Below are 15774 nucleotides of genomic sequence, written 5' to 3'. Positions count from 1 at the left end.
TAGACTTTAAAAATTCTTTGCTTTACTTCACTATAAAGTAAAGAATTTTTATCCATGTTTAATACGAAGAGGGTTTTAGAATGATAAATCAAAAAAATACATGAAAATTATAAACAACAATAGAACAAATATATATGCATTTTTATCAATTATTATTTTGTGTCTGACTAGTTGTCAAACTATAAATAAAGCAGAAAATATTAATCTAAAAACATTCGAAAAATTTCAACAAGAAGGAAGTCCTTCATTTACAAATCTTTTTGAATTCACAAATGGAGTTCCCAATATAATACATTCAATAGACACTACTCTAATCATATCTTTAGGTAAAGGCGGTATAAATGACGCATTCTTTTATAATTATTCATTACCCAACAAAACACTTTCTAAAGGATACCTTAAAGGCGGAAGGGGACCGGAAGAAGCACTTACAGTTTTTTCTTCAGGAATAATTGGTAATATACTGTGGTCGTATGATATCACATTGGGAAGAATAACAACAATTGATAAAGAAAAAGCCCTTAAACAAGAAAAAAATATTAATATAAAACAATATTCTAAAAATGTGTTTTCATATCAAATTGCTTTTAAGGACTTGAATACAATATTAGCTGTTGGAAATCGTCAATCAAAATATAAAATACAGGAAATTGATTTAAAATCAGAAAAAATTATTGCTGAATATGGTGAGTTTGATAATATTTCAGAAGCCATTTCTTTCGAGTCCTTCAAATCTGCCAATGAGTGTTTTATTTTAACTAAACCATCGGGCAAAAAAGCTGTAATTTCATACAGATACAAAGACGAGATAGAAATATTTAATACTGAAAGTCATAAAAGTATTGCTATAATAAAAGGGCCAGAAGCATTTGAAGCCGATTTGGATTTAAGTGCAAATGTGGCTTATAGAAATAAAAATACACGGTTTGCTTTTTTTAACGGTGACACAACTGAGAAATTTATTTATCTTTTATATTCAGGGAATAGTCATGAAAGTGAGTTTCGTGATTTTTGCAATACCGTTTATGTTTATGATTGGGAGGGAAATCCTGTACGAAAAATAAAGCTAAACAAGTATGTTACAAGTTTGTCAGTTGCCAAGGATGATTCGGCACTGTATGCATATGATCCCTATTCAGGACAAATTGTTCAAGCACAAATTCAATTTTAATATGAAAAATAGATTAATTGGTTTTAGAAAAATCCTAATGTATTTTTATATAATTTCATTGTTTATCAGTTGTAAAAGGGAACAAATCAAGAATGAAAAAGTGGAATTATTAGAAAACATTGTAAAAGTTAACCTTGGAAGAAAATTAGTCATTCCTAAAGATTTGCAATTGTACACACCATTTAGTCAGAATTCAACTGATAGTGCTAAAATAGCAAATTCAAGTTTAAAGTTATATTCTTACGTTAACACCTCATGCTCGACTTGTTTAGATGAAATCAAGGAATGGAACTCTTTTGCGTTAAAACTTAAAAAATACAAAACACCTATTATTTTAGTATGCAAAACACGAGATAATTTTGAATTACTTAAATATTTATGTGAAACAAAAAAAATAAAAACATTCGATTACCCATTTTTTTTAGATATAAAAGAGCATTATATAAATAAAAATCCATTCATGAATGCTTCAAGCGATTTCGAAACAGTATTAACTGATAGGAATAATTCCATTTTATTAATCGGAAATCCACTTCATTCAGAAATAATTAAACAATTGTATTTAAGCAAAATACAAAAAGATCAAGGGGAAGTAAAAATTCAATGATTTTAAGTATAAAAATGAATGAATTAGAATCCGAACTGTAGAGATAAATATGATTTTAAAAAGTAGCATTCCCAATAGAAACTTTTGCGAAAAGAAAAGTTAAAAATAATAACAATTAATATTTTATATTTTGAAAAAAATAATAGGAATTTTAGGTATTGCAGTGCTTGCTGCAGGTATGTTTTTTAGTGCTAATGCATTGAATGGATCTGCTAAAGATGTAAGCTTAAGCGATTTCACAACTCTGAATAAAGCACATGTTTTTGTTCCCGATAAAGGTATACCAAAATTAACAACTGAATACTTGAAAATGATACAAAACAAGCTTAAATAGATAACTACAAAGAACACGTTATTGACTTTATCATTTGAATTCGTTAATCTAAAATTTGTGAGTTTTAGTGTAAAATGCAATTCAAAAAAATCAAAATCCCAATGAATAAAAAAACTCTCGCTATTGCACTATTTTTAATATCAGTTTTTGCCATCCAAAGCTGCTCCAAATCAAAGTCACCTGATGAAACGACTATAGATAAAAAAGCCTATGTAACTGAAAAAAACGAAGTAGAAACCATAGTCTTAAAAAACGAATCGTTCCAAAAAGAGTTGGTCAGCAACGGTAAAATCATTGCTGCCCAAAAAAATAACGTGCAATTTGAGGTAAGTGACAAACTGCAACATTTGTATGTGAAAAATGGAGATTTTGTTCATAAAGGGCAAATACTTGCTAGTTTAAATTCATTTAAATACCAACAAAGGTTAGCTAGAGCTGAAATCGAACTGAAAAAAGCCAAATTCCAGTTTGAGGATATGTTGGTAGGTAGAGGAATTTTTACTACCAAGAGAGACAGCATTCCTAAAGCTATTTATGATATGGTAGCCAGCAGAACAGGTTATGATGCCGCATTGTTAGAATTAAAAACGGCTCAGTTTGAATTACAGTCCACTAAGTTGATTGCTCCTTTTAGTGGTAAAGTTGCCAATATTGAGAGTAGAGTGTATGAGAATATTAGTGCAGGGAAAAGTTTTATGACCTTAATTGACGATTCGGTTTTTGAAGTAGAATTTTATCTGATAGAATCAGAAATGAAAGATGTCGCTCTAAACAGTAGTGTGCAAATAGTTCCTTTTGCATTGGGTAAAACTTATAAAGGTAAGATTTCCTCCATCAATCCCTTAATCGAAAAAAACGGGACTATTCTGGTAAAAGCGGTGGTAAAAAATGATGGAAAATTGAGCGAAGGCATGAACGTCAAAGTGAGAATCCAGAAAGAGATAAAAAACCAGTTAGTGGTACCTAAATCGGCGGTAGTTTTACGAGATAATCAAGAGGTATTATTTAAAGTAGTTGATGGAAAAGCCTATTGGACATACATAAAAACCACTCTGGAGAATAGCGGTTCTTATGCAGTTATTGCCCATCCCGATAAAAGCAGTGCTACCTTAAATCCAGGAGATATAGTCATTGTTTCCGGCAATTTGAATTTAGCACACGACAGTGAAGTAGTTGTTAATCCAAATAAGAAAAACTAAAAATTTCCTTACCTCCCAATATTTTTTTATTAAGAATCTAATTATGGTAAAATTTTTAATTAATAAACCCATTGCTGTTTTAATGACTACGCTTTGTATGCTTATTTTGGGGATATATGCGTTTGGTTTTATCCCAGTAGCTTTGATGCCTAATATTGATATTCCCGAAATTACGGTGCAGGTTGAAGCTGATAATATGTCGGCAAGGCAGGTAGAAGACGTCATTGTAAAGAATTTACGAGCTAACTTAATGCAAGTAAGCCACCTGAAAGATTTAAAAACAGAATCCAGCAATGGTAATGGAATCATTCGGTTACAATTTGAACAAGGAACTAAAATTGATTACTCCTTTATTGAAGTAAATGAAAAAATTGACAGGGCGATGGGTAATCTTCCCAAAACAATCAAACGCCCCAAAGTAATAAAAGCCAATATTACAGATGTTCCTGTGTTTTATTTAAGCCTGACCTTAAAAGATCAAGGTAAAACAATACCGAGTGTTTCAAATAATGAACTCTATCCCGTTTCTCAACAATTTGTTGATTTTAGTCGTTTTGCAAATCAGGTTATTCGTAAACGTATAGAGCAAGTAGAGGAAGTAGCGATGGTAGATGTAAGTGGATTGGTTTTTTCAGAAATCCGAATTATTCCTGATACAGAAAAATTAAATGCACTGGGTATTAGTTTGAACGAATTGGAATCAGCTATCAAAACCTACGATATTGAAGTGGGGAGCTTACTGATTAAAGATAATCAATACCAATACAATGTTCGTTTAGGTTCCAGCCTAAATAGCATTCGGGAAATTGAGAATATTTATATTAAAAAAAGTGATCGTCTTTTTCAATTAAAAGATATTGCCCAAGTAATTGAACATCCACAAAAACGTATCGGATTAGTTTTGTCTAATGATAAAGAGGTCGTTACGATGGCTATTATTCAGCAAAGTGATGCGCGGATGGAAAATTTAAAAACCTCTTTGAATTCACTTGTTGAAAGGCTAAGAAAAGATTATCCTACTATAGATTTTTCAATCACCAGAGATCAAACGAAATTGTTGGATGTCGCCATCAGTAATATAAAACAGGATTTGGTATGGGGGATTTTATTAGCATTTGCTGTTATGTTTCTGTTTCTGAAAGATGTTAAATCTCCTTTTTTAATAGGAATATCGGTTCCAGTTTCTCTTATTATTAGTTTGGAATTCTTTTATGTTTTCAATATTTCGATTAATATCATTTCTTTATCAGGATTGATTCTAGGAATCGGTCTGATGATTGATAATTCCATTATTGTAATTGAAAACATTATACAATATAGGGAACAAAAACATAGTTTAGCCAAAGCTTGTATTTTAGGTGCTACAGAAGTGATTAAACCTTTATTTTCTTCGGTTCTGACTACCTGTTCTGTTTTTTTACCGCTGTCTTTTTTGAGTGGTATTTCCGGTGCTTTATTTTATGACCAAGCGATGGCAATAACGATAGGGTTGTTTATCTCTCTATTGGTCTCTGTTACTTTGGTGCCGTTGTTGTATCATTTATTTCATTTAAAGGAATCCGGTAAAAAGAACCGAGTTGAACGTTTTCTTGAAAAAACAAATACACTGGATTATGATGAACTGTATGAAAAAGGATTTCGTTTTGTGATGAGAAAACAGAAAGAATGCTGGGGGATTTGTATGCTGTTACTTATCGTGGGTATGATTTTATTTCAATTTCTTCCCAAAACACAAATGCCTTATTTGACTAAAACTGAAACAGTATTGAAAATTGACTGGAACACGCAAATTAATGTTGAGGAAAATAAACGAAGGGTATTAGAATTATTACAGCCTGTAAAAAAGGAAATAGTAAACTATACTGCATTAGTAGGTTCTCAACAATTCATTTTAGACAAAGAGTCTACTTCTTTGAGTTCAGAAAGTGTTATTTATATTAGTTGTGATTCTTCAGAAAAATTGGATGAAATTCAATATAGAATTAATCTTTTTATACAAAAGAATTATAAAGGAGTTCTTTTTTCATATAATGAAGTTGACAATATTTTCAATATTATTTTTTCTGATAAAGAAGCTCCATTAGTTGCCCGGTTACGCAATGTAGAAAACCTGGGAAGCGCACAAAATGAACAATTAAAAAAAGTTTGGGGTCAGATAAAAAGCAATGTAAGTGATTTAGATTTACAGCCCATTGCATGGCAGGAACATATTAACCTTGTGGCGAATCAGGAAAAGTTAATGACCTATGGTGTATCAAGTAGTACCCTATTTGATGCTTTAAAAAGCGCTTTTAATGAGCGTGAAATTTTATCGGTAGTAGATAATCAAAATTTTGTTCCTGTAATTCTTGGAGAAAATAATAAAACAATAGCCGAAGTCTTAAGCCAAACAACTGTACAGTCAAGAGATAGTGCTGTATTCCATGCCAGTGATTTTATTAAAGTGGTCAATACGCAAGACATGAAAACCATTACAGGCGGTGTTGAAGGAGAGTATTATCCAATGGAGTTGAACACTAATGATGATAATGTAAATCAGACAATTGATAATGTAAAAAAAACAATTAAGGATAACAAATTGTACACGGTTTCCTTTAGTGGTAGTTTTTTTAATAATCAGGATTTAATGAAAGAATTAATTGCAGTTTTATTAATTTCACTACTTCTACTTTACTTTATTTTAGCTTCGCAATTTGAATCCCTTGTCTTACCGTTGATTATATTAATCGAGATTCCATTGGATTTGGCTGGATCATTTTTACTGTTAAAGATTTTTGGCATGAGTCTTAATTTAATGTCTATGATAGGTATTGTGGTGATGAGTGGTATAGTAATTAATGATTCCATCTTGAAAATTGATACCATCATTCAATTGCAACGTCAAGGATATTCTATACTAAGAGCTCTTTTGTTTGCAGGACAACGAAGGCTAAAACCTATTTTAATGACCAGTTTAACCACTATTTTGGCTGTAGTGCCACTTCTTTTTACTGGTGGTTTGGGTGCTGAACTTCAAGCTCCATTAGCAATGGTATTAACAGGAGGGATGATATTAGGAACGATAATCAGTCTTTATTTCACTCCATTATGTTATTATTATTTTGCTAAAAGGATAGAGAGGAGGACTAAGAAAAGGAACAAAAATGTTTTAAATACAGCTTAATACAATTAGGGGCTATTTGTTCATAAAAAAAAGAAATTTTCTTTTCCCTGCCCTTAAAGGGTGAAAAATTTCTTAAATAAAATATTAACACTGAATTTCATTAAATAATGATCTTAATAAAAAAAATACAAACAGTCTTATTAATCACTTTTGTTATATGTTCTATAGAAAGTAAAGCTCAAGAGCCAAATAAAAAGGATACTACTAAAAAAGTAGTTACTCTTGATGATATCATTTCAATTGCAACTAAAAAATCCTTAGATGCTTTTAAAGCCAAACAACAATACGGGGCAAGTTACTGGCAATTTAGATCGTTTAAAGCAAGTGTATTGCCCAAAATGAGTTTAGAACTGGAACCTTTAACTTATAATAAATCGGTATTAAAAAGATATGATTCCGAAAATAATATTGATGTGTATCGACTACAGCAAAATTTGAATTCGTACGGAAATATCAGTATCAATCAAAATGTTAAAGCTACAGGGGCAACCATTTATGCTAATTCCAGTTTTAACAGGTTGGCTAATTTTGGATTGATTGATTCCAAAGACTTCACTGCCACTCCTATCCGAATAGGTATTATTCAACCTATTATGGCTTTTAATCGCTTTAAATGGGCACATGTTATTTCTCCTCTCCAATTTGAAAGTGCTAAAAAAGAATATCTCTATGAATTACAGGATATCAAACTTAAAGCTGTTCATTATTTTTTTAATTGGGCTTCTGCGAGTAAAAGAGTAGAATTGGCTAAAGAGAATTTGTTAAGTACCCAAAAACTTTTTAAAATTGGAAAAAAAAGGTATGAACTGGGTTCTATAGAAAAGGATGATGTACTGAATCTGGAATTGGATGGGTATAATGCTGAGACCAATTTGACTCAAAATGTGAGAGAATTACAAAAAGCGGAATCAGAATTAAAATTATTTTTAAGAGATGATAGTCCTTTGTATTCGCTACCAGAATTACCCGAATTGGTTTCCGATTTACAAATAGATATTAAAGAAGCGACAGCACTGGCCGAGGCAAATAATCCTGAAATTTTTAATTTAAAAATAAAAAAAATTGAGGCTCAAAGGGATTTGGATAAAGTAATTAAGGACAATCGTTTTGATTTGTCATTGAGAGGGAGTTATGGTTTGAATCAAAATGCAAATACATTTAGAGATGCTTACGGCAGGTTATTAGACCAACAAATGATTAGTATCCAAATGAATATTCCCCTCTTAGACTGGGGAGAACGTAAAGGAAATATCAAAACGGCTAAAATGAATAATGAAGTGAGTGAAATTGCTCTCCAACAAGAAAGCGACAAACTAAGTCAGCAATTAAGCTTAAAAATTATTGATTTTAACCTTCAAAAACAATTGGTAACCGGAGCTTTACGAACCAGTGAAATCTCTAGGTCTTCTTATGAAATTACTGAAAAAAGATTTTTATCAGGAAGTATTGATTTATTACGACTCACCAGTGCCAGAAAGGCTTGGCAAACAGCCTCTGAAAATTACATAACTAGTTTGTATAATTATTGGAAATTTTATTATGAGGTACAGCAATTGACTCTTTATGATTTTCAGAATAAGAGTACTATTAGTGAAAATTTTGATGAAATGCTGGATAAATAAAAATCCTCTGGATATTAAAAATAAATAAATCTCACACTATTTAACTTAAAAAAAGCAGCCTATGACATAGACCACCACCCAGAGGAAGATTTTATAGATAAAAACATTTCTGTAATTTCGTACAACTGCTTATTAATAGGCGATTGTAATGTTCTGCAAAAGTAGCATTCCTAGATAACTTTTCAAAAAACAATAAGTATAAAAGGGTTTAAATACCCATTACAAACAATTTAAATTTTATAAAATGAAAAAAATAATAGGAATTTTAGGAGTTGGAGTTATTGCTGCAACGATGTTTTTTAGTGCTAATAATTTGAATGGAAGTAGTTCAGATACTAGTTTGGCTAGTTTAATAAATATGAATGTTGCGAATGCGGAAATTGACCCTGACGGAGAGGTTGAGGACGAAGTCGCTTGTAAGTATACAATTACAATAAATGTTGGTCCAATTTCATACACTACAGAAATGGATGGCACAAGAACTGATTGTGTAAGTGGAAAGGGCAAATGTTGGAGTACACATCTTTGTTTCTAAAAAATAATAAGTAATAATCTGATTGAATTCATTCTTATTAAAGAATGAATTCAATTTTTATAAAAATTAATTTATGTATATATTACGAAATATTATCCTAATTGTATTAATCTTTTTATACGGATGTAATAGCAAAAATAAAGACGTTAAATATAAAGGAAAAAATCAATTTAAGACGATTAAAGTTAGTCAAAATTCAAGTTTAATTCAAATAGATATTCCTGAAGAAGAATTATTCAAAGAGTTAAATACGTCTTCTATTTTAGATTCTGTTTGGCATGTAAAACTTCAAACAAATGAACAAAGCATTTTTGGAGCTATAGATCAGTTAATTGTATATGATGGCAGTATCTTTATTTTAGACACTAGTAATACCAACAGTCTGTTTGAATTCAGTTTAAATGGAAAATTCATTAAAAAATATGGGAGAATTGGTAAGGGCCCGGAAGAATATCTTAACCCAACCAGTTTTGGAATAGATAAAAAACAGAATAGAATCATCTTATTTGATGATAAAATGAGTAAAATACTTTTTTTTAATAGAGATGGCAGCTTTTATAAAGCAGAAAAACTCGATTTTTACACTAGTGAAATCTGCGTATTTAATAGCGAAAAAATTCTTTTAAATAATAGAAAGTCTACAAATGATGGTACAATTCCAGAGATATACACATATTATCTCACAATGATTAATTTTGGAGGTCAAATAGTGTCTAAAGCTTTGCCATATGATGAAGATATTATAAATTTCAGATACCATTCAAGGCAAGATTTTTTCATGTCTGAAAATGAAGTGTTATACCATCCCGCACTAAACGATACGATTTATACCGTTTCAGAAACTACAATAAAACCTAAATATGTCCTTAATTTCGGAAATAAAAAGTTGCCTTTAAATTTTGATAGAAATATTAAGTTTTATGACTTTGAACAGAAATATAAAGGAAAAAACTCTCCCTATGCCTATTTGGTAGGTGATTATATGGAAATTGATAATAAACTTTTTTTTGATATAAGTTATCAAGGTCATAAAGTTAAATGTATCTATTCTTTAAATTCAAAGAAATTACAATTTGGAGGTAAAATAAATGATGATTTAAAAAATAATTTTGGAACATTTAGCCCCGTTGGTTTTTATAAGGATTGGATAATAACAGCTGTTAATCCAGATATGGTATTAAATAAAAGAGAAAGAGTAAAGAATGATAAAATAAATGATATTATTGATCGCACTTCGATGGGCGATAATCCGATTTTGTCTTTTCAACATTTAAAAAATTTCTAATGAAGAAGTATGATTCAAAACACAAGCTACTTTTGGCAATTGTATTATTTCTTTTCGTATTTATTAGTAATGAGATATGGAATAGTGCCCAAAAAGATAAAATAATAACTAATCAAGAAAAAAATATTCAAAATTTAGATGGAAATTTATCCATTTTAAAGCATAATATGATGGAACAAATGGCTTCAACTGGGATTTCAGTTGATCAGCCTTCATTTTTAATAGGTCATGAAAATAGAAGAAGATTATTGTCTCAGATGAAATTTGGATCATTATTAGCTGTACGGATTTCACCTTTATCTTGTTCAATCTGTGTAGATAGCACTATGCTTGATTTAAGGAAATTCCTCACTAATAATAAACTCAAAAATAGGGTAATTATCTTAACGTCTTATAATACAGAAAGAGATTTAGTTTTATTTCGTAGACTACATCAAATGGGAGATATAGAAATTTTTAATATTAAGGAAAATGAAATTTCCTTAGCTATAGAAAATGAGAAAAAACCATATATGTTTATCATAGATTCCACCCTGATTTCTAGATCTCTTTTCATTCCTGAAAAAACTATTTCAGGGTTAACAAATTTATACTTAACAAGTATTAAGAAAAATTTTTTAAAATAAAAAAGTAGTTTGGTTAGGATAGTTGACGAATAACCATGTTTATACCTAAAAAACATTAAACTACAAAAAATATTTTTTAAAAGGGACTGCAATTAAAATAATTTTAAGCCCATTTATAAAGATCAAAATAAGAATATAGACGATAAAATGATATTTTAGAAGATCTCAATACCTAAATATTAATGCCAAAAACGTTATCGAATTTAAAAATGAGGTTATTTATCCTTTATAAAATGAAACAGAGTAAATACCAATTTCAATGAAAAAATTACAAAAAAAAGTCTTCTTAATCATCCTAGCACTGATTTCATTAGTGCTAGGGTTGATTTGGCTAACTATTATCTTTCTTTTATTTATATTAATTTACAAATTTGCATTACATTTTATTTCGTTGATAAAAACTACTTTTTTAAGAAAAACAGTTAAAGTTATATTTCTATTTGTTTTTCTTTTATCGGTGACTATTAGTGTAAAATTAATAGTTTTTGATATATATAAGATACCCAGTTCTTCCATGGAAAATATGCTATATTCCGGTGATGTTATTGTGGTAAATAAACTCAATTTTGGTCCTAAATTACCCCGTTCTCCTTTTGAAATTCCCTGGGTAAATTTGTTTTTTTACATGAATAAAGATGCACGTTCCAGAATAAAAGATACTTGGTGGGATTATTCCAGATGGAGCGGCATTACAACAATAAAAGAAGGAGATGTGTTTGTGTTTTCGTTAAACACTTCTTTAACTTTTTTTGTGGTCAAGCGATGTGTAGGACTTCCTGGAGATACCATAAGTATAAAAAAAGGAGAAATCTATACCAATTCTAAGTTATTTATTTCACCAGAAACAGTTAAGAATAATTACAGTTTCCGTATCAAAAATAAAAAATTACTATATAAAATTATTGATTCTTTACACATAGAAGGATATATAAAATATGACTATAGAACCCCAACTATGGGAAGTGCAATGTTATCGATTCAAGAATTTGATTTTCTTCAAAAAAGAAATTGTATCTATTCTATCAAGAAAAGCATAGATACCTATGACCCAAAGAAAAAATTATTAAAAACTCCAACAAGTCAATGGACTTTAGACGATATGGGGCCTATAATTATTCCCAAAAAGGGAATGAAAATACAATTGAACCCAGATACTTATATGCTATATGAAAAAGTAATAAATATGTTCGAGAAATGTAAGTTAACTGAAAAGAAAGGGACTTATTTTATTAACGGGAAGAGATCTACTAAATATAAATTTAAACTGAATTATTATTTTATGATGGGTGACAATAGAAAAGAAACTTCGGATTCCAGACGTTGGGGATTTCTTCCTGAATCCAACATAATAGGTAAAGTACAATGTATATTATTCTCTAATAAAAATGAGGAATTTCAATGGAATAGATTATTCAAAATGCTTTAAAATAAATCCAAATGAAATTAAAGTTATCTTCATTCACCATATTAACTTGCTTTATTTGCTTATCCATTATCGGAGCAAGTATGATTCCTTTATTGAGTATCCAATTAAATCCATCTAACTCTCTACCTTCTTTGAGCATTACTTATGTTTGGCACGATGTTTCGGCTAAGGTTATAGAACAAGAAGTAACTTCTAAATTGGAAGGTGTTTTTAACACGGTCAAAGGAATTAAGGAGATAAATTCTAACACAAATAAAGAAAGTGGATCTATAAATATTAGATTCAAAAAAAATACAGATTTGGATGCCATCAGGTTTGAAATTGCTAATCTAATCCGTCAAACGTATTCTGAACTTCCAGAAGGTGTGAGTTATCCTCGATTGTCTATTAGCGGGGCGAACGAGAATTCTTTACCAATTTTAACTTATAGTATCAATGCCAATGAAAGCCCCTATCTTATTAAAAAATATGCCGAAAATCAACTACTTCCAAAATTAGCAACCATAGAGGGTGTTAATAAAGTATATGTTTATGGTGCTGATCCTTTTGACTGGGTTATAAAATACAATTCAGACAAACTGTTACAACTGTCTATATCGGTTAATGAAGTTGAAAATGCTATTCGTGAATATTTTCAAACCCAACAACTAGGAAATGGAATAGTAACCTCGAAGAATAATGCTGAAATTGAGGAGATTTCGTTGGTATTAAGTTATAAACAGGAAAAAGAAATTTATTGGGATAATATCCCAATAAAAAAAATAGGAAATAGAATTATTTATCTAAAGAACATTGCTACAGTCCAGTATAAAGAAGCTCCTATGCAGGCTTATTTTAGAATAAACGGCAAGAATTCCATAAATATGGCCGTTTATGCCGAAAAAGGAGCTAATACAATTGATGTTTCTAATGAAGTAAAGGAAGAAATTGATCATTTGGATAAGGAAATTAAAGGGGGATATAGCTTGAAATTAACCAATGATACTTCCCAATACATTACTGAAGAACTACAAAAAATGGAAGAAAAAATGTTGTTCTCCTTATTGATATTATTTTTTCTCATTTTAATTACCAGCAGAAGCTTAAAATACATCTTAATTTTATTTTTAAGTATTATTACCAATATTCTAATTGCTATAATATTCTATTATATATTCAAGGTAGAATTGCAATTGTATTCCTTTGCAGGGATCACCATTTCTTTAGGAATCATTATTGATAATTGTATTATTATGATAGATCACCTGAGGAATAAAGGAGATAAAAAAGTGTTTTTAGCTATTCTCGCAACAACTTTAACTACTACAGGTGCCTTATTGTCAACCTTTTTACTAGATGAATCACTACAAGCCAATTTAAGGGATTTCACTTTAGTCATTGCAATAAATATAATTGTTTCCTTATTTGTGGCATTATTTTTTGTTCCTGCCCTTTTGGAAAAAATGGGTGTCAATCGCAAAAAGAAACAATTTTCAAGAATAAGAAAAAAAAGAACAATACGATTTACAAACTATTATTATAAATGGATTTTAGCATTTAAAAAACCGCGTTTTAAATGGTTGTTTATTGTTGTTTTATTGTTGGGTTTTGGTTTGCCTGTACAATTTTTACCGAAAGAAATAAAGGGCGATGGCTTTTTTGAAAAGAGCTATAATAGCACTATTGGCTCAGAATGGTTTTATGATGATATAAAACCAACTTTAGAAAAAATACTTGGAGGTTCTTTGAGGCTTTTTGCTGAAAATGTTTATGAAAACTCTCATTATTCTGATCCAGAGAGAACCACATTACGGGTTAGTGGCAGTATGCCGGAAGGTTGTACTATCGAGCAACTCAATGAGGTAATTATAAAAATGGAAAATTACATCAGTAGTTTTGACGAAGTAGAATTATTTGAGACCAATATAGGGAGTTATAGAAACTCGACTATTTCCATTTATTTCAAAAAAGAAAATGAATTCAGTGGTTTTCCGTTTAAGTTAAAAAATTTGTTGGAATCGAAAGCCATCAGTTTGGGAGGTGTGGACTGGTCAGTGAGTGGTGTGGGTCAAGGATTTTCGAATGCTTTAGGATCGGACTATAAAAACAATAGAATTATACTAGAAGGCTATAATTATGATAAATTATACGCTTATGCAGATTTTTTAAAATATCAATTGATAACAAACTCATCTTCAAGGATTAAAGACGTGGATATAACCAATGGAGATTCTTGGGGAAATGCTAATTCTTATGAATATTTTTTAGCATTTGATAATGAAAAAATGGCAATGGCGGAGGTATATCAAACAGGACTCTATTATTATTTAAAAAATCAAACATACTCTGGAGGTGTAACCTCTTTTATTCATAATAATGAATTACAACAAGTTAAATTGATGTCTGATCAATATCAGAAAGTTAATGTTTGGGATTTAAAGCATGTTCCTATTACTATTGGGAATAACCAATATAAACTAGATCAAATGGCAGCTATTGATAAACGAAAAACAGGAAACTCCATTTCAAAATTTAATCAGCAATATCGTTTAACGGTTGAATATAACTTTATTGGAACAGAGCCATTAGCTATAAAAGTTAGAGAAGACAATATAACCGAGTTAAGTAATAAGTTACCTATTGGTTATAAAGTATTTGAACAAAATCAAAATAGATGGGATAAAGGAAATAAGCAACAATATTATTTTATTTTTGTAGTTATTTTAATCATTTTCTTCATTTGTTCAATTTTACTCGAATCTTTGAAACAACCTTTCGCGATAATAAGCATGATTCCAATTTCCTTTATTGGAGTTTTTCTAACATTTTATGTTTTTGATTTCAATTTTGATCAAGGTGGTTATGCATCGTTTATTTTATTGTGCGGTATTAGTGTTAATGCTGCCTTATACATCATAAATGATTATAACAATTTAAGAAAAGAATATCCTTTTAGAAATCCACAATTACTCTATTTCACAGCTTTTAATTATAAAATAATTCCTGTAATGTTGACGATTATCTCTACTATCGCAGGTTTAATCCCTTTTATATGGGGAGGTCAAAATGAGGCTTTTTGGTTCTCTTTTGCTGTAGGTTCTATAGGAGGATTGTTGTTTTCATTATTAGGGATATTTATTTATTTACCTGTTTTTGTCGTAAATAAAAATAGTTATTTAATTAGGGGTTGCTGAGAAAGTACATTGCTTTGATTTTTAGTGGTTAATGACTATTTTTATTGAATCAACTGTAAGGGAAAATGAAAAGGCATTCAAAAGACCGTGCATCTCGACTAAAATATGTGAGTAAAAACAAACTCACAATTGAGGGGTTTGAGAGCCAATGATAGCTTATAACCTAATGTCCATCTTTAGAATATTGCTATCCAATGACAGGAGCTGTCTGGACAAGTGACAGTAAAGAAATCAAAAATCCTTACTATCCGAAAAATATGCTGACTTGCGGTGAAGTAAAAGCAAGTCTATAAAGATTGAGTTAGTTGATAAATACGGTATTCTGAATAAGGACCGTATTTGTCTTTTTAGCTAGTATGAAAAGTATAGTCTTAGAGCCTGTTTAGATTTTATCTAATTGCTTTTTACGGCTTATTTTCCGCTATATTTCGTTAAATTTACTCAAAAACAAGTCTATTATTCTTTCAAAATTTGCCTCATCTATCGAAAAATAATCTCATAAAAATCTAAATATTTAAATTTTAAACAGGCTCTTAAATACAAAGTTGTACATCTTTTTAGGATTAAGTGTAAATAGGTGATTCTTTTTTCAGTATTAGATTATGTATTTATACAATCGGGGAGAGAAAGAAC

Annotated in this window: 11 protein-coding genes; all 11 read left to right on the top strand. The window is 29.9% G+C overall.

Annotated features, from left to right (window positions below):
* The first annotated feature begins 100 nt into the window (after window positions 1-100).
* The 11 genes from ACNC7R_RS15320 (at window position 101) to ACNC7R_RS15270 (ending at window position 15141) form a co-directional block, all read left to right on the top strand.
* Entirely contained in the window at window positions 101-1171 is a 1071-nt protein-coding gene (locus ACNC7R_RS15320; RefSeq protein ID WP_417941940.1) for a BF3164 family lipoprotein, read from the top strand.
* A 1-nt stretch (window position 1172) separates the two neighbouring features.
* Window positions 1173-1778 carry a hypothetical protein gene (locus ACNC7R_RS15315; RefSeq protein ID WP_417941939.1) on the top strand — a complete coding sequence of 202 codons (606 nt, stop codon included), beginning with the start codon at window positions 1173-1175 and terminating at the stop codon, window positions 1776-1778.
* A 130-nt stretch (window positions 1779-1908) separates the two neighbouring features.
* Window positions 1909-2112: a hypothetical protein gene (locus tag ACNC7R_RS15310; protein ID WP_417941938.1), complete on the top strand. Its 204-nt coding sequence runs from the start codon at window positions 1909-1911 to the stop codon at window positions 2110-2112.
* 101 nt (window positions 2113-2213) lie between these two features.
* Window positions 2214-3311, top strand: a complete 1098-nt coding sequence (locus ACNC7R_RS15305) for an efflux RND transporter periplasmic adaptor subunit (RefSeq protein ID WP_417941937.1) — start codon at window positions 2214-2216, stop codon at window positions 3309-3311.
* Window positions 3312-3354: 43 nt separating this feature from the next.
* Entirely contained in the window at window positions 3355-6474 is a 3120-nt protein-coding gene (locus tag ACNC7R_RS15300; RefSeq protein ID WP_417941936.1) for an efflux RND transporter permease subunit, read from the top strand.
* A 107-nt stretch (window positions 6475-6581) separates the two neighbouring features.
* Complete coding sequence (locus tag ACNC7R_RS15295) at window positions 6582-8096, top strand: TolC family protein (RefSeq protein ID WP_417941935.1); 1515 nt, start codon at window positions 6582-6584, stop codon at window positions 8094-8096.
* A gap of 244 nt (window positions 8097-8340) precedes the next feature.
* The gene (locus ACNC7R_RS15290; RefSeq protein ID WP_417941934.1) at window positions 8341-8631 is read left to right on the top strand and encodes a hypothetical protein; all 291 of its coding nucleotides are present in this window, start codon (window positions 8341-8343) and stop codon (window positions 8629-8631) included.
* Between the two features lie 73 nt (window positions 8632-8704).
* A complete protein-coding gene (locus tag ACNC7R_RS15285; protein WP_417941933.1) occupies window positions 8705-9916 on the top strand; it encodes a 6-bladed beta-propeller in 1212 nt (403 codons plus the stop codon).
* Window positions 9916-10542 (top strand): hypothetical protein, encoded by a 627-nt coding sequence (locus ACNC7R_RS15280; protein ID WP_417941932.1) that lies wholly within the window; start codon window positions 9916-9918, stop codon window positions 10540-10542. Before ACNC7R_RS15285 ends, ACNC7R_RS15280 begins: the two co-directional genes overlap by 1 nt.
* 259 nt (window positions 10543-10801) lie before the next feature.
* Window positions 10802-11968 carry a signal peptidase I gene (lepB, locus tag ACNC7R_RS15275; protein WP_417941931.1) on the top strand — a complete coding sequence of 389 codons (1167 nt, stop codon included), beginning with the start codon at window positions 10802-10804 and terminating at the stop codon, window positions 11966-11968.
* 11 nt (window positions 11969-11979) lie between these two features.
* Window positions 11980-15141, top strand: a complete 3162-nt coding sequence (locus ACNC7R_RS15270; protein ID WP_417941930.1) for an efflux RND transporter permease subunit — start codon at window positions 11980-11982, stop codon at window positions 15139-15141.
* Window positions 15142-15774: the final 633 nt, after the last annotated feature.

This window comes from Flavobacterium adiutor (assembly GCF_048282555.1).
Classification (GTDB): domain Bacteria; phylum Bacteroidota; class Bacteroidia; order Flavobacteriales; family Flavobacteriaceae; genus Flavobacterium.
Note: the sequence above shows the minus strand (reverse complement) of the source record. Positions and strands in the feature narration are given on the sequence as shown.